The 22,370-nt window shown below is 74.7% G+C and carries 19 protein-coding genes; 13 read left to right on the top strand and 6 right to left on the bottom strand.

Annotated elements, in window-relative coordinates; translation table 11 throughout:
- Positions 1–11 precede the first annotated feature (11 nt).
- Positions 12–1,052, bottom strand: coding sequence for an NAD-dependent epimerase/dehydratase family protein (locus ACFVYK_RS25660; protein WP_389778049.1), 1,041 nt, complete (start codon positions 1,050–1,052; stop codon positions 12–14).
- Between the two features lie 539 nt (positions 1,053–1,591).
- On the opposite strand from ACFVYK_RS25660, the gene ACFVYK_RS25655 reads away from it, so the two are divergent.
- Entirely contained in the window at positions 1,592–2,845 is a 1,254-nt protein-coding gene (locus tag ACFVYK_RS25655; protein ID WP_389778088.1) for an MFS transporter, read from the top strand.
- 9 nt (positions 2,846–2,854) lie between these two features.
- On the top strand, positions 2,855–2,977 hold the full coding sequence (locus ACFVYK_RS25650; protein WP_389778047.1) for a hypothetical protein: 123 nt from the start codon (positions 2,855–2,857) through the stop codon (positions 2,975–2,977).
- Between the two features lie 418 nt (positions 2,978–3,395).
- On the opposite strand, the gene ACFVYK_RS25645 is transcribed toward ACFVYK_RS25650, so the two are convergent.
- A complete protein-coding gene (locus ACFVYK_RS25645) occupies positions 3,396–3,863 on the bottom strand; it encodes a DUF6098 family protein (protein WP_389778045.1) in 468 nt (155 codons plus the stop codon).
- A gap of 307 nt (positions 3,864–4,170) precedes the next feature.
- Here ACFVYK_RS25645 and ACFVYK_RS25640 point away from each other — a divergent pair, with 307 nt between their 5' ends.
- The 3 genes from ACFVYK_RS25640 (at position 4,171) to ACFVYK_RS25630 (ending at position 8,150) form a co-directional block, all read left to right on the top strand.
- Complete coding sequence (locus tag ACFVYK_RS25640; protein ID WP_389778043.1) at positions 4,171–4,854, top strand: HemK2/MTQ2 family protein methyltransferase; 684 nt, start codon at positions 4,171–4,173, stop codon at positions 4,852–4,854.
- Positions 4,855–4,951: 97 nt separating this feature from the next.
- Positions 4,952–5,824, top strand: a complete 873-nt coding sequence (locus tag ACFVYK_RS25635; protein WP_389778042.1) for an SDR family oxidoreductase — start codon at positions 4,952–4,954, stop codon at positions 5,822–5,824.
- 208 nt (positions 5,825–6,032) lie between these two features.
- A complete protein-coding gene (locus ACFVYK_RS25630; protein ID WP_389778040.1) occupies positions 6,033–8,150 on the top strand; it encodes a SpoIIE family protein phosphatase in 2,118 nt (705 codons plus the stop codon).
- Between the two features lie 300 nt (positions 8,151–8,450).
- Here ACFVYK_RS25630 and ACFVYK_RS25625 read toward each other — a convergent pair whose 3' ends face one another.
- Both ACFVYK_RS25625 and ACFVYK_RS25620 read right to left on the bottom strand, forming a co-directional pair.
- Complete coding sequence (locus ACFVYK_RS25625; RefSeq protein ID WP_389778038.1) at positions 8,451–8,606, bottom strand: hypothetical protein; 156 nt, start codon at positions 8,604–8,606, stop codon at positions 8,451–8,453.
- Complete coding sequence (locus tag ACFVYK_RS25620; RefSeq protein ID WP_389778036.1) at positions 8,603–8,734, bottom strand: hypothetical protein; 132 nt, start codon at positions 8,732–8,734, stop codon at positions 8,603–8,605. Before ACFVYK_RS25620 ends, ACFVYK_RS25625 begins: the two co-directional genes overlap by 4 nt.
- Before the next feature lie 570 nt (positions 8,735–9,304).
- On the opposite strand from ACFVYK_RS25620, the gene ACFVYK_RS25615 reads away from it, so the two are divergent.
- The 6 genes from ACFVYK_RS25615 (at position 9,305) to ACFVYK_RS25590 (ending at position 17,729) form a co-directional block, all read left to right on the top strand.
- On the top strand, positions 9,305–10,477 hold the full coding sequence (locus ACFVYK_RS25615; RefSeq protein WP_389778035.1) for a glutamate--cysteine ligase: 1,173 nt from the start codon (positions 9,305–9,307) through the stop codon (positions 10,475–10,477).
- A 134-nt stretch (positions 10,478–10,611) separates the two neighbouring features.
- The gene (locus ACFVYK_RS25610; protein WP_389778034.1) at positions 10,612–12,396 is read left to right on the top strand and encodes an N-acetylglutaminylglutamine amidotransferase; all 1,785 of its coding nucleotides are present in this window, start codon (positions 10,612–10,614) and stop codon (positions 12,394–12,396) included.
- The gene (locus ACFVYK_RS25605) at positions 12,369–14,684 is read left to right on the top strand and encodes a S9 family peptidase (protein ID WP_389778033.1); all 2,316 of its coding nucleotides are present in this window, start codon (positions 12,369–12,371) and stop codon (positions 14,682–14,684) included. Before ACFVYK_RS25610 ends, ACFVYK_RS25605 begins: the two co-directional genes overlap by 28 nt.
- A gap of 572 nt (positions 14,685–15,256) precedes the next feature.
- Positions 15,257–16,060, top strand: a complete 804-nt coding sequence (locus tag ACFVYK_RS25600) for an alpha/beta fold hydrolase (RefSeq protein ID WP_389778031.1) — start codon at positions 15,257–15,259, stop codon at positions 16,058–16,060.
- A 47-nt stretch (positions 16,061–16,107) separates the two neighbouring features.
- The gene (locus ACFVYK_RS25595) at positions 16,108–17,358 is read left to right on the top strand and encodes a SpoIIE family protein phosphatase (RefSeq protein ID WP_389778029.1); all 1,251 of its coding nucleotides are present in this window, start codon (positions 16,108–16,110) and stop codon (positions 17,356–17,358) included.
- Positions 17,355–17,729 (top strand): STAS domain-containing protein, encoded by a 375-nt coding sequence (locus ACFVYK_RS25590; protein WP_389778027.1) that lies wholly within the window; start codon positions 17,355–17,357, stop codon positions 17,727–17,729. The genes ACFVYK_RS25595 and ACFVYK_RS25590 overlap by 4 nt, the downstream gene beginning before the upstream one ends.
- Positions 17,730–18,055: 326 nt before the next feature.
- Here ACFVYK_RS25590 and ACFVYK_RS25585 read toward each other — a convergent pair whose 3' ends face one another.
- A complete protein-coding gene (locus ACFVYK_RS25585; RefSeq protein ID WP_389778026.1) occupies positions 18,056–18,628 on the bottom strand; it encodes a dihydrofolate reductase family protein in 573 nt (190 codons plus the stop codon).
- A 130-nt stretch (positions 18,629–18,758) separates the two neighbouring features.
- Positions 18,759–19,280, bottom strand: coding sequence for a hypothetical protein (locus tag ACFVYK_RS25580; protein ID WP_389778024.1), 522 nt, complete (start codon positions 19,278–19,280; stop codon positions 18,759–18,761).
- A gap of 203 nt (positions 19,281–19,483) precedes the next feature.
- Between ACFVYK_RS25580 and ACFVYK_RS25575 the strand changes: the two genes are divergently transcribed.
- Both ACFVYK_RS25575 and ACFVYK_RS25570 read left to right on the top strand, forming a co-directional pair.
- Complete coding sequence (locus ACFVYK_RS25575) at positions 19,484–21,019, top strand: hypothetical protein (RefSeq protein ID WP_389778023.1); 1,536 nt, start codon at positions 19,484–19,486, stop codon at positions 21,017–21,019.
- 745 nt (positions 21,020–21,764) lie between these two features.
- Positions 21,765–22,265, top strand: a complete 501-nt coding sequence (locus ACFVYK_RS25570) for a GNAT family N-acetyltransferase (protein ID WP_389778021.1) — start codon at positions 21,765–21,767, stop codon at positions 22,263–22,265.
- Positions 22,266–22,370 lie beyond the last annotated feature (105 nt).

Genomic DNA, 22,370 nt, shown 5'->3' with positions numbered 1-22,370 from the left:
CGACGTCCGGGTCAGTTCTGGGGAAGCGGCTGGGGAGACTTTTGCGCTGCATGTGCCGTTTGCGCCGCCTGGGCGGTCTGGGCTGCCGCGAAGTAGGCGATCGTCTGCTTGATGCCTTCCTCCCAGGGCACCTGGGGCGCCCAGCCCAGCAGCTCGCGGGCCAGCCGGGTGTCCGGGCGGCGCCGTTGCGGATCGTCGGTGGGGCGCTCGATGAACTCGACGGACGAGGAGGAGCCGGTCAGCTCCAGGACGCGGCGGGCGATGTCGGCGACGGCGACCTCGTCCGTCCCGCCGATGTTCACCGGGTGCGCCGCCCCGCTCGCGGCCACCAGCAGAATGCCGTCCACCGTGTCGTCCACGTAGCACAGCGACCGGGTCTGGCTGCCGTCGCCCGCCACCGTCAGGGGCTTGCCGGCCAGTGCCTGACAGATGAAGGTGGGCACGACGCGCCCGTCGTGGGCCCGCATGCGCGGCCCGTAGGTGTTGAACAGGCGCACGATGCCCGCGTCCGCCCCCCGGGCCCGCACATGCGCGCTGACCAGCGCCTCCGCGAACCGTTTGGACTCGTCGTACACGCTGCGCGGACCGATGGGGTTGACGTTGCCCCAGTAGTCCTCGGGCTGCGGGTGGACGAGTGGATCGCCGTAGACCTCGGACGTCGACGCCAACAGGAACCGCGCGCCGTCGCGCTCGGCGACGGCGAGCAGGGCCCGGGTGCCGAGGCTGCCCGCGTCCAGGGTCTCCAGCGGCAGCCGCAGGTAGTCGACCGGGGACGCGCAGCACGCGAAGTGCAGGACGAGGTCGTACGGACCGGTCAGGGCGTCGGCGCAGCCGGGCGCGCACACGTCGCACTCGACGAACCGGAAGCCGGGACGGCCGGCGAGGTGGGCGATGTTGCGGCGCGAGCCGGAGAGCAGGTTGTCCACGCAGTCGACTTCGACACCCGAATGCAGCAGGCTCTCGCACAGGTGGCTGCCGAGGAAGCCGGCGCCGCCGGTCACCGCGGCACGGCGCCATGGCGCCCAGGAGTTCTTGCGACTCGTTCGGCTCATGGGAATCCTTCGGCCGGGCCCTCGGGAGCCGGGCGACGGCGGGGAACCGGTGCGCCGCGTTCGTGCGCACACAACAGTGGGTCGGCGGGACGCGCGGTCCGGACCGGCCGGTCCGACCGTCCCTGCGGCCGCCGTTTTCCCGACGGCGCTGGCCCGGGTTCCCGGGCCAGTACGTTTCACACCTTGATGCCTGTTTGTCCTGATTGTCCGGTCGCATCGGCTCCACCGCACGTCACAGCCGTGTGAGCAACCGCACCCCGGGCGGCAACTGTCCGGACGGCCGCAGGATTTGCCTGCCGGGGACCGGTCGGCGGAGCGCCGCCGGCCCCGGCTCACGGCGACCGTCTGTCACGATGGTCCGCGCCGTGACCGACAAGGTGGAGCGGCCGTGCAGTGCCGTCGGCGTTCCTCGGGTCCGCCGCACCCCTCGCCCGCCGCCTCGCCGTCTGGTACGCCCTGTGTCTAGCACCTCCCTCGCCACCCCCCTGCCTGCCGTGCGGCCGTCCCGCTCGCCGTGGCGGTCCCTGAAGCACCGCAGCATGCGCTGGTGGTCGGTCGCCAACCTCGTCTCCAACACCGGCACCTGGATGCAGCTCACCGTCCAGAACCTGCTGGTCCTGCAGGTGACCGGCTCCGCCGCCGCCACCGGCCTGTCCATGTCGGTCCAGGCCGCGCCCGCCCTGCTGGTCGGCGTGGCGGGCGGCGCTGCGGTCGACCGCTGGCCGCGCCGGACGACGGCCGCCGTGAGCCAGGTCCTGCTCGGCGCGGTCGCCTTCGCCACGGCCGCGCTGGTGGCGACGGACCGGCTCGACATGACCGCCCTGCTGGTGCTCGCCGCCGTGACCGGCACGATCGCCACCGTCGACGCGCCGGCCTGCGCCCTGCTCGGCAACGACCTGGTGCCCGTGGCGGACGTGCCCTCCGCGATCGGCGTGGGCGCGCTCGTCCACAGTGCGGGCCGCCTCGTCGGTACGGCGCTGGCCGGGGTGACCGTGGGCCTCCTCGGCGCCGGCGCCGCCTACGCGGCCAACGCGGTGTCGTTCCTCTTCGTCGCCTCCGTGATCCCCTTCCTGCGCCCCGCGAGCGAGGGGGCCGCGCCGACGCCCGGTCCCGCCGGACGGCGGGCGGGGGAGGCCCAGGACGCGATGACCGTGCGCGAGGGGCTGGCGTTCTTCGCCCGCAGGCCCCGGCTGGTGGCGCTCGCGGGCATCGCCGGGATCAGCGCCGTCCTCGGACGGAACTACGGGCTGACCCTCGCCGTGCTGGTCACCGGACCGCTCGCGCTCGGCGCGGGTTCCTTCGGCGCCGTGTCCACGATGCTCGCCGTGGGCGGCATCGTGGGAGCGGTGCTCGGGGCCCGGCTGCGGCGGCCGTCCGTGCGGCTCGTGGGCGTGCTGGCCGCCACGGGCGCGCTGCTCCAGGCGGCGGCGGGACTCTCGCCCTCGCTGGCCGTCCTGCTCGTGCTCGTCCTGCCCATGGCGGTGGTCGAGTCCGTGTCCGACACGGCCGGGACGACCGTCCTGCAGACCGACCCGCCGACCCGTCTGCGCGGACGGGTCCTCGGCGTGTGGAACGGCATCGGCACCGTGTGGGGCCTGGCCGGTCCTCCGGCCCTGGGCCTGCTCATGGAGGTCGCCGGGGTCCGCGGCGCGCTGGTGGCCGGCGGCCTGCTCGCCGCAGCCGTGATCGGCGCGGGACTGGCCGTGCGGGGCCGGCGCGCTCCGGCCGCGGTGACGCTGCCGACCGTGGCGGGCGAGCTCACCGGCCGGGAGGCCCTGGGCACGGCCGCCTGAGCGGGGCGGGTGCCGGCCTCAGCGGCCGGCGTGGGACTGGCCGTGCGGGGCCGGCGCGCTCCGGCCGCGGTGACGCTGCCGACCGTGGCGGGCGAGCTCACCGGCCGGGAGGCCCTGGGCACGGCCGCCTGAGCGGGGCGGGTGCCGGCCTCAGCGGCCGGCGTGGGGCCCGGACCAGCGGCACAGCAACCGGAACGCCCGGTACAGGGTCACCCGGCCACAACAGCGCGAACACGCGGATCACCGCCGGGTCCGAGGTGGTCGTGCCGAGACCACCAGGAAGACCGAGGCCGCCCCGAGCAGTCCCACCGCCGTGGGGCGCGCCCGACGAAGCCGCCGCCGCCCCCCACCCGGGAACGTCCCCCCGGACCGGCTCAGTCCGTGATAGGCCCCCCACACGCAGATTGTGTTCGACCGGGACACCGACTTGGACCGGATCGTCACCCGCTCGCATGACCGTCCCGTCCGGCGTGGGGGTCCCCCGGACACCCGGAGTACCCGGGCTCGGGCGATCACCGCACGCGGGCGCGGTCCCGCGGGCGGCGCGGGGTCACTCCGGTCGCCTTCCGGCGGCCCCGTCGCGGTTCATCGGCCCCCAGGAGCCCCGCTGGCAGCGGATGACCTGGTCGGCCTCCGCGATGACCCGCCGGTCGATCCAGCCCAGCGGCCGGACGCCGACCACGAGCGGCTCGTTGTCCGGGCCGCGGCCGGTCTCGCGCGCCGTCAGGACCCAGGGACGGGTGCGCGAATCCTTGATGCGCGGCAGGTGCGAGTAGTCGTACAGCCGCCGGGCCACCCAGACGCGGCTCGGCCGGTCGCCCCACCAGTCCTCGATGTCCAGCGGGCTCGCCGACAACCCGGGCATCGCCGCGCCGGTGAGCTCGTCCGTGCTGGACCCCGTGGCCAGGTCCCGCGCGGGGCCCAGCGACCAGCGCACGTAGAGCCCGCGCCGGACGGTGACCAGTTCGGTGAGCTCGTCCAACGAGGTGTAGACCGGCATCGGTGGAACGCCTGGCATGGGACCGACCGTTCTGTGTGCTCGCAGTGCGATGGGACCGACCGTTCTGTTCGCTCGCAGTGCGGTGGTACGGGGCAGTAACCAGGGTCCCCCTCCTGGCGGGTTTCTCACCTCGCGCCACCCTCCGGCCTGGCGTCGAGCCCGACTGCGCGCATCAGCCGGACGGTGCGCGGCGGTGACACGCGACCGGAGCGCGCGGCCTGCCGGTGGACACGGGAGGCGTGTGTGGAGCGCCGGTGACGGGGCACCCAGTGTGGCGGAAAGCTGCGCCCCGTCATGGGGGGCGCCCTGCCGAACGGAGACTGCGATGACGGCGGACGCATGGGCGGCCCAGCCCGGGGCTGCGGCCTTCACCCCGCCGGGCGTGTACGCCCCCCAGTGGGACACCAGGCTGCTGACGCGTGCCCTGTCCCGCGAGGACATCGACGCGGCCACGGAAGTGCTGGACCTGGGCACGGGCTCGGGGGCCCTCGCCGTGGAGGCCGCACGGCTGGGCGCCCGGGTGACGGCGGTCGACATCTCGCGGCTCGCCGTGCTGACCGCGCGGCTCAACGCCCTGCTGGCCGGCCAGCGGGTCCGCTTCCGGCGCGGCGACCTCACCGCCGCCGTGCCGGGCCGTTCGTACGACCTGGTCGTGAGCAACCCGCCCTATGTGCCGTCGCCCGACGTGACGCTGCCGCGGCGCGGCATCGCCCGCGCGTGGGACGCGGGCCGCGACGGCCGCGCCTTCATCGACCGGATCTGCGCGGAGGCGCCCTCGGTCCTCAACCCCGGGGGAGTCCTGCTGCTCGTGCACTCCAGCCTGTGCGGCACCGACGCCACCCTGGAGCGGCTGGCGGACGTCGGACTGAGCGCCACGGTCACCGACCGGGCCGAGGTGCCGTACGGGCCGGTGCTGCGCTCCCGGGAGCGGTGGCTCGTCCAGCAGGGGCTGCTGGACGGCGACGAGGGCCGCGAGGAGCTGGTCGTCGTCCGCGCCGAACGCGCCTGAGCCCCCTGCCGCGCCCGGCGGCCCGTCCGGCCCGTGACCGGGAACAGCCACCCCTCACCCACACGACGCGTCCAGAAGAACGAGGAGGGAATCATCCGTGACCCAGGACCCGACCAGCAAGCACCCCCGCCCCGACTTCCCGGACCAAGAACAGCGACACCCCGGCTGGACGGGCCCCATGGACCCGCCGCCGGACCACGGCGAGGACTCCTACGAGGGCAGCGGCCTCCTGCGCGACCGCAAGGCGGTGGTGACCGGCGGCGACTCCGGCATCGGCCGGGCGGTCGCCCTCGCGTTCGCCCGGGAGGGCGCCGACGTGCTGTTCACCCACCTTCCCGAGGAGGAGAAGGACGCCCAGGAGACGGCCGCCCTGATCGAGGGAGCAGGCCGCAGGGCCGTCTCCGTGACCTGCGACATCCGCTCCGAGGACGAGTGCCGCGCGCTCGTCGACCGGGCCGTGGAGGAGTTCGGCCGCATCGACGTCCTCGTCAACAACGCGGCCTACCAGATGTCGCAGCCGGACGGCATCCAGGCCGTCTCCACCGAGCAGTTCGACCGGGTGGTGCGGACCAACCTCTACGGCATGTTCTGGCTGTCCAAGATGGCGCTGCCGCACATCCCCGCCGGCGGCTCGATCATCAACTCCACGTCGGTGCAGGCGTACAAGCCCAGCCCCCACCTGCTGGACTACGCGATGACCAAGGGGGCCATCGTCACGTTCACCCAGGGGCTCGCGCAGATGGTGGCGAAGGACGGCGTCCGCGTCAACGCGGTGGCCCCGGGCCCGGTCTGGACGCCGCTCATCCCGGCGACGATGCCGGACACCTCCGAGTTCGGCAAGCAGTCCCCGCTGGGGCGGCCCGCCCAGCCGGCCGAGATGGCGCCCGCCTACGTCTTCCTCGCCTCGCCCCGCGCGAGCTTCATCACGGCGGAGATCCTCAACGCCACCGGCGGCATGCCCCTGCCGTGATCCGCGGACGGCCCGGCGCCGCGGTCCCGGAACGCCGTCCGGCGCGCACCCCCGTGCCGGACGGCGTGCCGACGCCGCTCCACGGGCGTAGCGTCCTGGTAAAGGCGAGGCCGGTCACGTCCGGCGTGCGCGGGCCGCGCCCCGAGGGGAGCGGTGGGCCGGTCCCGGCCGTCCGAAGACCTCTTCCTCCCGATGCTGGAGGTGCCTCGTGAGCAGGGCGGGCGGTCCGGCCGTCGGCGACGGTGAGCTGGACGCCGAGTTCGCGGAGACGGTGCGCCGCACCGGCGCGTCCATCGGCGCGCTCTTCCGCCTCGGCCCCGAGGAGCAGGTGCTGCGGCTGCACCTGCTGTGCGGGGCGCCGGCCGAGTTCGCCGCTCCCTGGGTGCGCGTCCCGATGGCCGCTCCGGCCCCGGTGGCCGTGGCGGTCCGCGAGGACCGGATGGTCTGGGTGGGCAGCCAGGAGCAGATGGCCCGTTCCTACCCACGCACCGCGATGGTGCTCCCCTTCCCGTTGGCGCTGGTCGCCGCGCCGGTCTCCGGCGCCCGCCGGTGGGGCTCGCTGCTGCTCATCTGGCCGGCCACCCGGCCGCCCTACATGACCGCACGGGAACGGGGCAACATCGCGTCCAGCTGCCGGCGGCTGGCCCGGCTGCTGGACGACGCCGACGCGCTCGGCAGGGACCCCGTCGGCGGCGACGCGCCCCGGGTCGTGGCCGCCGGGACCGGCCGGTCAAGGGGGCCGGCGATGGCCGCCGCCGACTTCGCCGAACGCCTGCCCGGCGGCAGTTGCGCCATGGACCTCGAAGGACGGCTCACCTACGTCAGCTCCGGCGCCTGCGAACTGCTGGGCTGCGACGCCTCGCTGCTGCTGGGCACCCTGCCGTGGCAGTCCCTGCGCTGGCTCGACGACCCCACCTACGAGGACCGCTACCGGGCGGCGGTGATCAGCCGTGAGCCCGTGTCGTTCACCGCGTGCCGCCCGCCGGGCCACTGGCTCGACATCCACCTCTACCCCGACGCCAGCGGCATCAGCGCCCGGATCCTGCCCAGCGGCGCGCAGCCCCCGTCCCTGCCGCCGACCGACCCTTCCGCGCGGGCGGCCGCACCGGCCCGCGCCGGCCGGCTGTACCAGCTCACCCACCTGGCGGCCGCACTGACCGAGGTCGTCGGCGTCCAGGACGTCATCGACCTGGTGGCCGACCAGATCATGCCCGCCTTCGGCGCCCAGGGCCTGGTGCTGTCCCGAGCGGACGCCGGGCGGCTGCGGATCACCGGTCACCGCGGTTACAGCCGGGAGACCATCGAGCGTCTCGACGGCCTCCCGCTCGACACCGACTTCACCCCGGCCGGCCGCGCCCTCGGCAGCGGCATTCCCGCGTTCTTCGCCGATCCCGAGGAGATGCGGCGCATCTATCCCGAGGCGCCGCTGGTCAGCGGCAAGCAGGCCTGGGCCTTCCTGCCGCTGATCACCTCCGGCCGGCCCGTGGGCTGCTGCGTCCTGTCCTACGACCGCCCCCACCCGTTCCCGGCCGAGGAAAGGGCCGTTCTGACGTCCCTCGCCGGGCTCGTCGCCCAGGCCCTGGACCGGGCCGGCCTGTACGACACCAAACTGGAGCTCGCCCACGGCCTGCAGCAGGCGCTGCTTCCCCGTACCCTTCCGCGCGTCGCCGGCCTGCGGGTCGCCGCCCGCTATGTGCCCGCGACCCGGGGCATGGACATCGGCGGCGACTTCTACGACCTGATCCGGCTCGGCGAGACGGCCGCCGCCGCGGTCATCGGCGACGTCCAGGGGCACAACGTGGCCGCCGCCGCCCTGATGGGCCAGGTCCGCACCGGCGTCTACGCCCACGCCAGCATGGGCGTGTCTCCCGACGAGGTGCTGGCCAGGACCAACCGGCTGCTGACCGACCTCGCGGCGGACCTGTTCACCAGTTGCCTGTACGCCCACCTGGACCTCGCCCGCCGGCGCGTGACCCTCGCCTGCGCCGGTCATCCGCCGCCCCTCCTGCGCCTGCCCGACGGCACGACCCGGCCGGTCGACCTGGTGCCCGGCCCGCTGCTGGGCATCGACCCCGACGCCGTCTTCCCGGTGACCGAGCTCCCGCTCACTCCCGGCGTCATGCTCGCCTTCTACACCGACGGTCTGGTCGAGACGCCGGGCGTCGACCTGGACGAGTCCATCGCCGGCCTGGCACGTCATCTGGGCGCGGCCGACGACCGCGACCTGGAGCTGCTGATCGACGCTCTGCTCGACAAGGCGAGGACGTCCGGGCAGGGCACCGACGACATCGCGCTGCTCCTGCTCCACTACGAAGCGGGCCCCTGACCGCGCCCGGCCGACCGCAGGCCGGTCGGCCGGACGCAGTCAAGGGGCGGTCAGCGGCGCGCGGCCGTCCTGCGGCCGCGCCTCCCGGGCTCGTCCGTCCCGCGCCGGGCTCAACCGCCCTGCGTGCGCACCGTCGTGTCCAGGGCGGCCGCCAGGGCGTCCAGTTCGCCGTTCGCCGCTCGCCGTTCGCCGTTCGCCGCTCGCCGTTCGCCGTTCGCCGTTCGCCGCTCGCCGCTCGCCGCTCGCCGCTCGCCGCTCGCCGTTCGTCGCTCGCCGACGCGGCGTCGTCCCCGCGTTCCCCTAGAGCTCGCGGCCGGACACCACCCGCAGCGCGCCGGGTGAGCGCTCCGAGTCGGTCTCACGGGCGGGGGCCACCTCGGCCCGGCCGCGCGGCAGCATCAGCACCGGGTCGTCGTCGCGTTCCAGCAGTTCGCGGACCTGGGGGCCGGCGATCATCGGATCGTCTCCGCCCCCGCGGCGGCGTTCCCGGCCGGGAGGGCGTCCGGCCGTACCGGCTTACGGGCGCTGTCGGAGCGGACCGCCTCGACGACGAACCCGCTGCGCACCCGGGACGGGACGTTCACGGGCCCCTGAGCGCCCGCGGGTCAGTGCCGGAAACGCGGGCGCGGGCCCGTGGTATCCGTGGGCCCGCGGGCGATTGGACTGCCGCAAGTCGGGGGTACTCGTGGGGCGCCAGGCGCCACAGACCGGCCACAGCTTCCCGGAGGTGATGGGAGTGACCGACCTCTCCCAGGTCGTCCATGGAGACGCATCCCGACCTCGTGGCCCTGCGCAACCGTCATGAGATGGCGGAACGAGCCACCGGCACGCGCCCAGGGCGCAGGCCGTCGAGGCGCCGGCCCTGCTGACCGGCAGGCAGGGCCGCCGCGTAGGGCATGTCCCGACAGCCCGGCCGGTCCGCCCGGCCCGGGCTGTGCTGTGGCCCGGTCGTGCCTGTGGCGGGGTGGTGGTTGTGGCTGTGTCCCTGGCTCTGGCCGGGTCGCTCGTCTGAGAGGTCTTCGTGCCAGACGTGCAAGCTGCGTGGATTATGTGACGGTATGTGGGGAACTCGGTCCCGGCAATCAGCCGCCGAATCCGCCCAGCGCACGGGTCCGACCTCTGAGCGGGCGTCCGGGCATACCCGAGGAGCGAACGTGAGTCTGCGTATCGGAGTGGAAGAAGAGTTCCACGTCCTGGAGGTGGAGAGCGGGCTGCTGGTGCCGCGCGCCGACGCCGTACTGCAGCGGCTCTCCAAACGGACCTTCACCACGGAGCTGCACCAGTCGACGGTCGAGTCCAACAGCGGCGTGCACAGCACACTGGACGACCTGCACGCCGACCTCACCGAGACCAGACGGCGACTGGACCGGGCGGCCGCCTCCTCCGGGCTGGCCGTGATGGCCGCGGGCACCGCCCCGCTGGCGCCGGCCGTCTCGGCGCGCCCCACCGCCGACGCGCGCTACCTCCACATGACCGAGGAGTACCGCAAGGTCGCCGACGAACAGCTCATCTGCGGCGCCCAGGTCCACGTGGACGTCCCCGACCGCGACACGGCCGTACGCGCGATGTGCACGGTGGCGCCCTGGCTGCCCGTGCTGCTGGCGCTCTCCGCCAGTTCGCCCTTCTGGCAGGGCGCCGACACCGGCTACGCGAGCTGGCGCACCCTGCTCTGGCAGCGCTGGCCCACCGCCGGACCGGCCGGCTGCTACGCGGACGCGGCCGAGTACGACGCCGCCGTGCAGGACTTCGTCCAGGCCGGCGTGATCAGCGACCCCGGAATGATCTACTACGACGTCCGCCCCTCCGCCCACCTGCGGACCCTCGAACTGCGCATCTGCGACGCCTGCCCGCGCGCCGAGACCGTCGTGCTCATCGCCGGCCTCTTCCGCGCCCTGGTCACCGAGGCCCGCGAGCAACTGCGCACCCGCCGCGAGCCGCACTGCTCCGGCCGGCACGAATGGCTGCGCGGCGCCGCCTGGCGGGCCGCCCGCTCCGGCCTGGAAGGCACGCTCGTGGACCCCGAGGCCCACCGTGAGGCGCCCGCTGCGCAGGTGCTGCGCAAGCTGCTCGTGCGGCTGCGTCCCGCGCTGGAGGTCCACGGGGACTGGGAGACCGTGCGGACGCTGGCTCACCAGGCGCTCGCCGAGGGCAGCGCCGCTCGTCGCATCCGCCGCGCGGCGGCGGACGAGGACCTGCTGGCCTGCGTCGACATGCTCGTCGCCGAGACGCGCGGCGAACGCGGACACCGCACGGGGCGGCGGCCCCTCGCGGGCAGCGTCGGCTCCGGTGCCGGCCGTCGGGCGCTGCCCGAGGTCATCGGCCGCTGACGGGCCGCACCCCCCACCGGGCCACCGGGCACCCGTGTCCTCCCCTTCCTAAAAAACCGTTTCAGAAAGGGTTTTGTCATGTCCTGCAGCACGGCTCAGATCTACGCCGGTGTGCGGAAAGGAGGCGGTACGCCATGTGCGGTCTGAGCGGAGAGATCCGCTTCGACGGCCGACGCCCTGATCTGGCGGCCGTCGAGCGCATGAGCGATCGCCTCGCCCCCCGGGGCCCCGACGGCCAGGGGATCTGGACGCGGGGCGCGGTGGCGCTGGGACACCGGCGGCTGAAGATCATCGACCTGTCGGACCTCGGCGCGCAGCCCATGACGGACGCCGGCAACGAGCTCACCGGCGTCTTCAACGGCTGTGTGTACAACTACCAGGAGCTGCGCGAAGAGCTGCGCGGGCTCGGCCACCGCTTCGAGTCGACGTCCGACACCGAAGTGGTGCTCAAGGCCTACCTCCAGTGGGGGACCGCCTGCGTCGAGCATTTCCACGGCATGTTCGCCTTCGCCCTCGTCGAGCACCGGACCGGCCGCGTGATGCTGGCCCGCGACCGTCTGGGCATCAAGCCCCTCTACCTTTCCGAGACGCCCGGTCGCCTGCGGTTCGCCTCCTCGCTGCCCGCCCTGCTCGCCGCCGGGGACGTGGACACCTCCCTCGACCCCACGGCCGTCCACCAGTACCTCAGCTGGCACGCCACCGTCGCGCCGCCGCGCACCGTCCTCAACGGCGTGCGCAAGCTGCCCCCGGCCACCGTCCGGGTCGTCGAGCCGGACGGCGCCCACCGCGACCACCGCTACTGGCAGCCGTCCTACACGCGCCGGCCCGAGCACGCCGGCATGGGCGCCAACGAGTGGCGTGACGCGGTGCTGGAGGCCCTGCGCACCGCCGTGCGGCGCCGGATGGTCTCCGACGTCCAGGTCGGCGTCCTGCTCTCCGGCGGTCTCGACTCCAGCCTCATCGTCGCGCTGCTCGCCGACGAGGGGCAGCGGGACCTGATGACCTTCAGTGTGGGCTTCGAGTCCGAGGGCGGCGAGGAGGGCGACGAGTTCCGCTACTCGGACCTCGTGGCCCGGGAGTTCGCCACCGACCACCGCCGCCTCATGGTGCCCTCCGACCGGGTGTCGACGGCCCTCGACGGCGCCGTCGCCGCCATGAGCGAGCCGATGACCAGCCACGACGTGGTCGCCTTCTACCTGCTGTCCGAGCAGGTGTCGAAGGACGTCAAGGTCGTGCAGAGCGGGCAGGGCGCCGACGAGGTGTTCGCCGGCTACCACTGGTACCCCGACCTGGCCGGGGTGGCCCGGGAGGACGAACCCGAACAGTACGCCGAGACCTACTTCGACCGGCCGCACGCCGACTTCGCCCGCATCCTCCAGCCGCACATGCTGCCCGCCGAGGACGTCTCGGGGCGTTTCGTCCGCGAGCACATGGCGGCGCCCGGGGCGCAGACCGCGCTGGACGCCGCGCTCCGCCTGGACACCCACGTCATGCTCGTGGACGACCCCGTCAAGCGGGTCGACAACATGACCATGGCCTGGGGCCTGGAGGCCAGGGTGCCGTTCCTCGACCACGAGCTGGTGGAGCTGGCCGCGACCTGCCCGCCCGAGCTCAAACTCGCCGACGGCGGCAAGGGCGTCCTCAAGGAGGCGGGCCGCAAGCTCCTGCCCCGCGAGGTCGTCGACCGCCCCAAGGGCTACTTCCCCGTCCCGGCGATCCGCCATATGGCCGGTCCCGTCCTGCACCGCGTGCGCGAGGCGCTGCAGGCGCCCGAGGCGAAGGAACGCGGCCTGTTCCAGGAGTCGTACATCGCCGACCTGCTCGCGGCGCCCGACGAGCACCGGACCAAGCGCGGAGCGAACGCCCTGTGGCAGATAGCTTTGCTGGAGATATGGCTGCAGACGCACGGAATCAGGTGACCGACGATCGAGACGGCCGGCCGACGGCGTACGGTCCGGCGCCCTCCGGGCCGCCGGGCGACGTCCGCGCGCTGACGTTCGGGGCGGCCCTCACCCGGCCCGTGGAGGCCCCGGCCCCGGCCCCGCCCGCACCGGCCCAGGACGCCGACCAGCAGAGCCCCGTGTGCGCCGCCGCGCCGGCCCTGGTGCCGTTGCCCGACGCGGCCGGGCCGCGGGACGCCGTGAGCCGGCTGCGCTCGCACGGCTGCTGGTACCCCTCGGCCGACCCCGACGGCGCCGAGGCCGCCTTCATCTGCGACCGGGGCGGCGTGCCCCAGCTGTGGGCCGGCCCGGTCGGCGGCGGGGAGGTGCGACTGCTCGACTCGTCGCCCGACCCCGTCACCGAGGTGTCCTGGTCGCCGGACGGCCGCTGGATCGCCTACACCACCGCACCGGGCGGCGGGGAGCACTCCCGGGTGCTGTGCGTGCGCCCCGACGGCACCGGCCGGCGCATCCTGGCCGGCGCCGACCCGGACAGCACCGCCTACCTGGGCTGCTGGGCGCACGACGGCTCGGCCCTCGCCGTCACCGTGGCCGCCCCCGCCGCGCGCCCGTTCGGCGACGGCACGGGACGGCCGCCCTCCGAGCACGTCGCCGGCGACGGTCACCCCGAGGGCACGCCGCCGCCCGCGGGCTGGACGGACCGGGACGGTCGCGCGACGCTCCTCGGCCGCTCCGTGTACGACGCCGTGACGGGAGCCGCGCCGGGCACGGGAACGGACGGGCAGCCGGGCGGGCCGTGGGCAGCAGCCCCGGCCGCGGCCGTGCGTTCCGACGGCGGCCTGTCCGTCTACCTGGTCGACCCGGACGGCCACGCCTCGCCCGCGCTGCTCACCACCGAGACGCACGCGGCCACCCTGCGCGCCTGCGACCTCAGCCGCGACGGCACACTCGTCCTGCTGCGCCGAGGGCCGCGCGGCCGCCGGGAGGCGGTCGTGCGCCGGACGGAGAGCGCGGCGACGACCTTCGCCCTGCCGGTTGCCGACGGCGACCCGTGGATCGGCCGGTTCTCCCCGGACGGCCGGACGCTGTGGCTGCGCAGCAACGTCGACCGGGAGTACGCGGCGCTCCTCGCGGTGGCACTCGACGACCACGGCGCGCCGTGCGGCGTCTGCGTCGTCGCGGAGCGGCAGGACTGCGACCTCGAACTGCTGACCCTGGCACACGACGGCCGCACCGCCGCCCTGGCCTGGAACGCGCGGGGCGCGAGCGACCTCGAACTCGTCGAGACCTCCCCGGCCCGGCCCACGCCCCGGCGCAGTCCCCCCGACGCGACGGGACCCGCCCGACCCGTCCCCCTGCCCCACGAGGTCGTCACCCGCGTCGCGGCGGCCGGCGCGGGGCGGCTGTTGCTGGCGCTGTCCGGGTCGCAGCGCCGGCCGGGCGTGTGGTGGGCCCACGAAGGCGTGTCCCTGCTGCGCACCCCCTGGTCGTCGAAGGACGAGGACACCGTCCCGCCGGGCCGCCCGCCGGTCCGGCCCGTCCCCGTGCGGCTCACGGCGCGCGACGGGATGCCGCTGAGCGGCTGGTACTACCGGGCGCCCGGACGGGGCGCGGGCGAACCCGCGCCCTGCGTGATCCACCTGCACGGCGGGCCCGAGGAACAGGAACGTCCGGTCTTCCATCCGCTGTACCACGAGCTCACCGGGCGCGGCCTGGACGTGTTCGCCCCCGACGTGCGCGGCTCCTCCGGCCACGGCCGGTCGTTCGTCGACGCCGACCTCGGGAAGGGCCGCTTCGCGGCGCTGGACGATGTGGCCGACTGCGCGGCCCACGCGGTGGCGGCGGGCCCCGCCGACCCGACCCGACTGGCCGTCATGGGCCGCTCGTACGGCGGCTATCTGACGTTCGCCTCCCTCGTGTGGCATCCCGAGTTGTTCCGCACCGGCGTCGCCGTCTGCGGCATGTCGGACCTGCTGACCTTCTTCGCGGGCACCGAGCCCTGGATCGCGGAGTCGGCGGCGCACAAGTACGGTCACCCCGAGCGCGACCGCGAGCTGCTGCGGGCCCTGTCGCCGATGAGCCGCGTGGACGCGCTGCGCGTCCCGGTGCTCGCGGTGCACGGCGAGCACGACACCAACGTGCCCCCGCAGGAGTCCCGGCAGTTCGTACGGGCGGCCCGCGAACGGGGAGTGGCCGCCGAACTGCTCACCCTGCGCGACGAGGGCCACGACTTCCTGCGCGCGGACAACCGGCGGCTGTTCCGCCGCAGCGCCGCGGACTGGCTGGAACGTCACCTGCGCCGATGAGCCGCCCCGGCGGAACAGGTGACGGACTGCGCCGATGAGCCGCCCCGGCGGAACAGGTGACGGAATCCGGCGACACAGCGCGGCCGCACAGGTGTAGAGCGCCGACGACGGGGTAGCCGGAGGCGGTCGGCAGGAGTCGGCGCGATGCCTGGGGAGGTCGAGCGCCGCCTCCTGCCTCTTTCTTCACCCCCCTCGACCGCTCCAGCGCGCGGCGCCCACGCACCGGTCAGCCGGGACGGAGCGCCCGCGCGCCGTCCGGGCGCCGGGACGCCGACCCCGGAGCGGCGCCGGAGCGCCCGGCCGCCCGCCCGGAACCAGACCGCCCCGAGGACCAGGGCCACTTCGACCACGGCGCCGCCGTAGCCCTCCCGGCAGCGCCCCCGCCGCCGCCCACGCCAGGGCGACGCATCCCGCGCCGAAGAGGACGCCCCGCCACCAGGGCCAGGCCCGGTGCGGCTACTCGGGGCTGCCGAAGCCGCCGCCGTCGGCCCGCGGGAGCGGGGCGGGCGGGCCGGGAGGTGCACGCGGGAGGGCTTGGGGGCGGTCCCGGCGGTGATGGCAGGATGGCCGGTATGGATATCCGTCACAGGAACAACATCCGGATCACCGGTCGTCCGGACGGGCCGACGGTCGTGCTGGCGCACGGGTTCGGCTGCGACCAGAACATGTGGCGGCTGACCGTTCCGGCGCTGGCGGAGCGCTACCGCGTCGTGCTGTTCGACTACGTCGGCTCGGGCGGATCGGACCTGACCGCCTGGGACGAGAAGCGGTACTCGGCTCTCACGGGCTACGCGCAGGACGTCGTGGACGTCTGTGAGGAGCTGGACCTGGGCCGGGCGGTCTTCGTCGGCCACTCGGTGAGCGCCATGATCGGAGTGCTGGCCGCGCGCTCCGCGCCGGACCGGATCGGATCACTGGTGATGGTGGCCCCGTCCCCGTGCTACATCGACTCCGACGGCTACCGCGGCGGTTTCACCGCCGAGGACGTCGACGAGCTGCTGGAGTCCCTGGAGTCGAACTACCTGGGCTGGTCGGCCACGATGGCCCCGGTGATCATGGGCAATCCCGAGCGGCCCGAGCTGGGCGAGGAGCTGACGAACAGCTTCTGCGCCACCGACCCGGACATCGCCCGGGTGTTCGCCCGTACCACCTTCCTGACCGACTCCCGCGACGACCTCAAGAGCGTCACCGTGCCCACCCTGGTGCTGGAGTGCGCCCAGGACGTCATCGCCCCGCGCGAGGTCGGCGCCTACGTCCACGCAGAGATCCCCGGCTCCACCCTGGTGACGCTGCCGGCCACCGGGCACTGCCCACAGCTGTCGGCCCCCGAGGCGACCAATGCGGCCCTCCTCGACTTCCTGCGCGGCCTGCGGTGATCTGCCCGGTCGGAGACACACCGGAGCCCTGTGAGGCGAAGGACGCCATGTCGACCGACGCGGCGTTCACCGCCCTGCTGGAGGACAGCGTCGAGGACCTGTACGAGTCGGCGCCGTGCGGGTACCTGTCGACGCTGATGGACGGCACCATCGCCAAGATCAACGGCACGCTGCTGGGCTGGCTGGGTCTGGAGCGCCCGGACGTGGTCGGCGTCAAGCGGTTCGCCGACCTGCTCACCGTGGGCGGCAAGCTGTACCACGAGACGCACTTCGCACCGCTGCTGCAGATGAAGGGCGAGATCAGCGGCATCGCGCTGGAGATGAAGAAGTCCGACGGGGGCCGGGTACCGGTGCTGGTCTCCTCGGTGGTCAAGCACGGCAGCCAGGGCGAGCCGCTGCTGATCCGCACCACCGTCTTCGACGCCTCCGACCGCCGCGCCTACGAAGAGGAACTGCTGCGCCGCAAGCAGGAGGCGGAGCGGGCGCACCGGCAGGCCGAGGCGGACCGCGCCCGGCTGCAGGAGGCCCTCGCCGCGCTGCAGCGGTCGCTGCTGCCCGCCGACCTGCCGGCCGTGCCCGGCGTGGAGACGGCCACGTACTACCACACCGCCGCCCCCGACCAGCTCGGCGGCGACTTCTACGACCTCTTCGCCCTCGACGGCGCCCGCTGGGCGTTCTTCCTCGGCGACGTGTGCGGCAAGGGGCCCAAGGCCGCGGCGGTCACCTCCCTGACCCGGTACACGCTGCGGGCCGCGGCGCTGCACGACCCCGACCCGGTCACCGCGCTCACCACCCTGAACACCGTGCTGCACGAGCGCTACACCGGCGAGGACCCCCGGTACTGCACCGCGATCTTCGGGCTCCTGACCCCCGACCCGGAGACCGGGCGCGTCGCCGTCAACGTGGCCTCCGGCGGCCATCCGCCCGCCCTCGTCATCCGCGGCGACGGCGGGACGGACTTCCTGCCCACCCCCGGAGGGCTCCTCGTCGGCGTGCTGCCCCATGCCTCCTTCACGCCCGCCACCACCACGCTCGGCCCCGGTGACACCCTGCTGCTGTACACCGACGGGCTGACCGAGGCGCGCACCGGACCCGACCGCGCGCACCTGTACGGCGACGAGGCCCTGCTCGACTTCGTCGCAGGCCACGCGGGCGCCTCACCCCAGGAGACGGTCCAGGCGCTGACGGGCCTGCTGGAGAGCCTCGGCGGCGGAGTCGACGACGACACCGCGCTGCTCGCCATCGGGGTCCCTCGCACCTCTCCGTCGTCGCGCCCGGCACCGGAGCACCGGAGATGAGGACAGTGAAGATCGACTCCCGCGACGCGGCCACCGGTCCCGTGCTCGAGATCGTCGGCGATCTCGACTACGGCACGGCCCACCAGCTGCGTGACCGCGTCGCCCGGACAGCCCTGCGTCCGGGGCAGCGCCTGGTCCTGGACCTGTCACGGATGGACTTCTGCGACTCCAGCGGCATCACCGCCCTGATCGCCGCCCGCAACCACGCGGCGGCCGTGCAGGCCGACGTCGCTCTGGCCGGCGTGCCCGGCAACACGCTGCGCATCCTGCGCGTCGTCGGACTGGACCAGGTCTTCCCGATCCACCCCGACGCACGGTCCGCCACCGACGCACGGTCCGCCACCGACGCGCGGTCCGCCACCGAGGTGTAGCCCGCCGCCGACGCCTGGCGCGCCGCTGCCGAGGCCCGATCGGCCTGGACGCCGCCCGCGCGGCCAGGGCCGGGCCTCCGACGACCCGCCGCATCGGACGCCCGGCCCGGTGGGACGCGCCGTGAGCCCCGCCGGGTGTGAGGCGGCCGGGAACGGGGACTTGGTGAGCAGGCCGGGCCCGGCGCGCACCCATGGGGCCGACCCGGCCCAGGCTTCTCTGGTTCGGACACGTGCCGGGGGAGCCGCCCAAGAGCCGCCCCGCCGACGCCACGCGGGGGCCGCCCTGGGACAGGCGCGGGCGGCAGGGGCGCGGGCGCCGCGCGGGGTCAGCGCAGCACGTCGAAGACGTTCTTCTGCAGGCCGTTGGCGTAGGCCTCGTGCTCGACGAGCTTCAGCCTCTGGGTGTCCTTGTCCGTGGAGCTGAACAGCCGCTTGCCCGCGCCGAGCAGGAGCGGGAACACGAGCAGGTGGTACCGGTCGATCAGACCGGCGTCCGACAGGGCCTGGTTCAGGGAGGCGCTGCCGTGGACGATGATCGGGCCGCCCTCGCCACGCTTGAGCGCGGCGACGTCGTCGAGGGAGCGCAGGATCGTCGTCTCGCCCCAGTTCGCCACCAGGTCGCCCTCGCTCAACGTGGTGGAGACGACGTACTTCGGCATCGCCTTGTAGTCGGCGAAGTCCGCCATGTCGGGCCACACCGGGCTGAACGACTCGTAGCTGACGCGGCCCAGCAGCATCGCCCCGGCCTCCTGCTGCTCGCGGCCCTTGATCTCGAACGCCTCGGGCAGGAACTCGACGTCCTTGAAGGTCCAGCCGGAGTTCCGGTAACCGGGCTCCCCGCCCGGGGCCTCCACGACGCCGTCGAGCGAGATGAAAGCGGTGCTGATCAGGGTACGCATGGTGGGTTCCTCGACGTCTCGGTGTCCGGTCTTCGGTGCGGGTCATGCTCTCTGACCGCCGGTCCGGCGTGAACTCATCGGCCGCCGCCGGTGCGCCCAGTCGCCGGTGCGCCCTCGCCCGGCAGGAGCCTCACTCCTGCAGAGCCGCACGCATGAAGCGGAGGCGGTCGAGGGAACGGCGGCGCGTCCAGACGGTCCAGCAGCAGAACGCGCCCACGAAGGCGGTGAAGCACAGGGGGACGAGCCATGAGCCGGTGGCCGACCCGAGCACGAGCATGCCGATCGCGACCAGCCCCATGGAGCCGAGCCAGTAGGGCAGCCACCGCGCTCCTTGCTCGATCCGGTGCAGGTGGTGGTCGACCAGCCGTCGCATCCTCGTGCGCTCCTCGGGCTCCTCGGGCACCTCGTGTTGCCGGAGTTTGCGGTCGAGCTCGGCGACGCCGCGTGCGTCGGTGCCGGCGGCCCGGAGGGCTCTGCGGCGCTGCAGGTGGACGGCCACGACGCTGACGACGCTGTAGAGCGTGCCGTGGATCAGCCACCGGACGGGATGCTCCCCTCCGCTCGTCAACGCGGCGACGCCCACGGTCAACGGAAGAACCAGGAGCACCTGGGCGGTCGGACTGCGGTCGAGCCAACGCTTCAAGGTGTGCACGGCACGTACCTCCTCGGTACCGACGGGACACATGACTGCCGGTTCCGGATACCCCCCTGCGCCGCGCCCATTGGCCCCTGGCCGCGTCGGCGCCGCGCCTTCCGCCGCCCGCCGACGCACCGTCAAATAGCGGCATCAGCAGAGTTGTTGCCCCCCATGGGGGTGAGTGGTGTCTCGGTCACGGGCCGGGCAGTATGCCCTGTGTGCATCACGCCCATCACGCCCATCACGTCCTGTGCGGCCTGGCCGCCAACACCGCGCTCTCGTCCGAGGTGGTCGACCGGCTGATCGAGGTCGCGGACGCCGATGTCGCCGCGCGCCTCGCCGACCGGGCGGACCTCGGCCACGCGCAGGCGGTCGCGCTGTTCTCACGCGTCGCGGAGTGCGGCGTGCAGCTTGCCCACGAGGGCCGGCTGACCGCCGCCGACGTCGATCCCGTCGCGCAGCCGGACGTCGCTCTCGTCCTGCTCGACGAAGGCGCCGGCAGCCCGGAGTGGGCGCGTGCGCTCGCGGCGGATCCGGTCCCGGCGCGCCGGGAGAGGCTGGCCGCCTGCCCGGCTCTCCCGGCCGACGTGGTGAAGACGCTCGCCGCCGACCCGGACGTGGGCGTCGTCGCCGAACTCGCCCTGTGGACCTCGTCCGACGTGGTCGCCGGCCTCGCGAGGCATCCGCACGCCCAGGTGCGCCGCTCGGCGGCCGCCAACGAGGCGACGCCCCCGGACGTGCTCGCGGCGCTTCTCACCGGGCACGGGCTGCCTCCGGTGCGCCGTTGCGCGGTCTGCGACCAGGAGGCGACGCCGTTCGTGCACGAGCGGCAGTGTCCGCGCCCGGACTGCGTCCTGCCGCCGGGCGCCTCCTGCGCCGGGGCCCACGAGTCCGCGGTGCACGACATCCGGCAGGCGGCGCTGCGCAACCCGGCGACCCCGGCCGAGGCCGCCCTCGGCTTCGCGGACCATCCCTCGATGCTGCTGCGCTGGGCCCTCGCCGCCCGCCCCGACCTGCCCCCGGAGATCTACCGCAGGCTGGCGGCGGACCTGGCTCCCGGCGTCCGGGCGGACGTCGCCGAGAACGCCGCGATCGACGAGGCGCTGATGCGCACGCTGGCCGACGACCGCGACCCGGACGTGCGACGCGCGCTCGCGCACAACCCTCGTGTGCCGCTCGACCTGCTCACGCATCTGGCCGGCTTCGCCAGGATCGGGGCGACCCTGCTGCCCCGGATCGCGGCGGCGACCGCGGCCGAGGTCCGCCGGCTCGTCCGGTCACCCGACCCGGCCGCGCGCATGCTCGTGGCCCGGCGGCGCGATCTGCCGCCGGAGATCCGGGACCGGCTGGCCGAGGACCCCGACGCGAAGGTGGTCAAGGCCGTCGCCCCGCACCCGGGCCTCAGCGAGGCACGGCTGCGGGCCATGGTCGACCGCCACGGGGTCCGGGTCCTCACCGGAGTGGCGGCCAACCCGGACGCGACCGCGGCGCTGCTGGAACAGCTGATCCGGCACGAGCCGCCCGTGCCGAAGGCCTTCCGCGAGATCGCCCGGCACCCCAACGCGTCGGCCCGGGTTCTGCAGGCCTGTCTGACGGACAGCCGGGCGAGGCCCGTCGCCGCCGGCCGTCCGACGCTCCCGCCCGCGGTCGTCGTGGCACTGCTCGACGACGCCGATCCGCGGGTGGTGGAAGCGGCGGCGGCCAACCCGGCGCTGCCGCCCGGCGTGATCGCGGCCCTGATTCCCCGGGCGTGAGCACCGGCGTGTGCAGAGCGTGGCGCCGGCCGCCCGGGCCGCCGGCCCGAGGCGTCAGGGAGAGCCGCCCGGTGCGAACGAGTCGGTCCAGCCGTCGTCAGCCGACATAGGCGTCGCACAGCCCTCGGACGGAGGGCGGCACGGGTGACCCGTGCGACCAGCCGCACACGGTGCGCAGGTCGTACGCGGGCTGCCGCTGCGGCCGCCTTGGTCCGACCGCGCGCGGGCGTGCGGGGTGGGCCGGACGCCCGGCGTGGTGGCGCGGCGCGACGGACCGCGGCCGAGGCAGTGAGGGACGTCGAGCGGCTGAGCCGGTGCGCGGCAGCGTCGGAGACTGCGCGCGCGCAGGGCGGCTCCCTGCGTCTTCGGGAGCGGCGAAGTGCCGCGCCCCGCCGCGCCGGTGGCGGGTGGCGGACTCCGGCGTCCCGCTGGGGGCGGTGGTGACGAGGGCGCTGAGAGCGGGCGCCTGGCCCGGGTCCGGCAGGAGAGAGGGGGTGCGGGCGGCCGCCGGCGCCAGGCGGGGCGGCGGCGGGGCCGCGGGGAGGGACATACAGCCTCCGGTGAGGAGGACGGTCACCACGACGGCGGCGAGGGCGAGGGGACGGCGCATGCTCCCAGGGTGACGGCCGACCGGTGGCGGTCGGCGCAACCTCATGGACCGTCACCGGCACGAGTGACGCGGGGACGTTCGAGGGCGACCACCCGGTGGCCGCGGAGACCGGGCCCGGCGTGTGATGCTGACGCCATGACTGATCGAGGCGAGGTCGCCGTCGTCCTGTGGCCGGGTCCGGACCCTTCCGTGGCGCAGGGGCTCGCCGCGTTGCTGGCGGCCTATCACCTGCGGACCGAGGCCGAGAAGGGCGCGGCCGTCACCGCTGTGGACGCGCTGCCGGACCGCTACCGGGCGGAGATCTCCGACCCGCGGACCGCGTTCGCCCGTGACGCCGTGCTGGTGGCCCTCGACGGGGACGCCGTCGTGGGCTGTCTGGTGCTGACCGCCCCCGCCGACGGACGGTCGGAGATCAAGCGGCTCTGGACGGATCCGGCGTACCGGGGCCGCGGCGTCGCGTCCGGCCTGCTCCGCACCGCCCTCGCGCACGCCGCGGCGCGCGGCACGCGCACACTGCGGCTCTCGGTGTGGACATGGCGGACCGGCGCCATCGCCCTGTACGAGCGGTTCGGCTTCGCCGTCACCGCGTCATGGGACGAGCGCGAGCACCTGGTCTGCATGCAGCACACGGCCTGAGCCGCCGTGACCGGCAGCCGGGTCACGCCGTTTCGACGCCGCAGCCCGCAGCCCGCTGCCCGCTGCCCGCTGCCCGCTGCCCGCTGCCCGCTGCCCGCTGCCCGC

The sequence above is a fragment of the Streptomyces sp. NPDC058291 genome (assembly GCF_042880855.1).
Taxonomy (GTDB): Bacteria; Actinomycetota; Actinomycetes; order Streptomycetales; family Streptomycetaceae; genus Streptomyces.
Note: the sequence above shows the minus strand (reverse complement) of the source record. Positions and strands in the feature narration are given on the sequence as shown.

Coding starts and splice junctions, on each gene's coding strand:
- ACFVYK_RS25585 (WP_389778026.1), bottom strand. CDS start 18,628: ATGCGTACCCTGATCAGCACCGCTTTCATCTCGCTCGACGGCGTCGTG.
- ACFVYK_RS25645 (WP_389778045.1), bottom strand. CDS start 3,863: ATGCCAGGCGTTCCACCGATGCCGGTCTACACCTCGTTGGACGAGCTC.
- ACFVYK_RS25640 (WP_389778043.1), top strand. CDS start 4,171: ATGACGGCGGACGCATGGGCGGCCCAGCCCGGGGCTGCGGCCTTCACC.
- ACFVYK_RS25625 (WP_389778038.1), bottom strand. CDS start 8,606: ATGATCGCCGGCCCCCAGGTCCGCGAACTGCTGGAACGCGACGACGAC.
- ACFVYK_RS25610 (WP_389778034.1), top strand. CDS start 10,612: ATGTGCGGTCTGAGCGGAGAGATCCGCTTCGACGGCCGACGCCCTGAT.
- ACFVYK_RS25595 (WP_389778029.1), top strand. CDS start 16,108: ATGTCGACCGACGCGGCGTTCACCGCCCTGCTGGAGGACAGCGTCGAG.
- ACFVYK_RS25660 (WP_389778049.1), bottom strand. CDS start 1,052: ATGAGCCGAACGAGTCGCAAGAACTCCTGGGCGCCATGGCGCCGTGCC.
- ACFVYK_RS25655 (WP_389778088.1), top strand. CDS start 1,592: ATGCGCTGGTGGTCGGTCGCCAACCTCGTCTCCAACACCGGCACCTGG.
- ACFVYK_RS25605 (WP_389778033.1), top strand. CDS start 12,369: ATGGCTGCAGACGCACGGAATCAGGTGACCGACGATCGAGACGGCCGG.
- ACFVYK_RS25600 (WP_389778031.1), top strand. CDS start 15,257: ATGGATATCCGTCACAGGAACAACATCCGGATCACCGGTCGTCCGGAC.
- ACFVYK_RS25590 (WP_389778027.1), top strand. CDS start 17,355: ATGAGGACAGTGAAGATCGACTCCCGCGACGCGGCCACCGGTCCCGTG.
- ACFVYK_RS25570 (WP_389778021.1), top strand. CDS start 21,765: ATGACTGATCGAGGCGAGGTCGCCGTCGTCCTGTGGCCGGGTCCGGAC.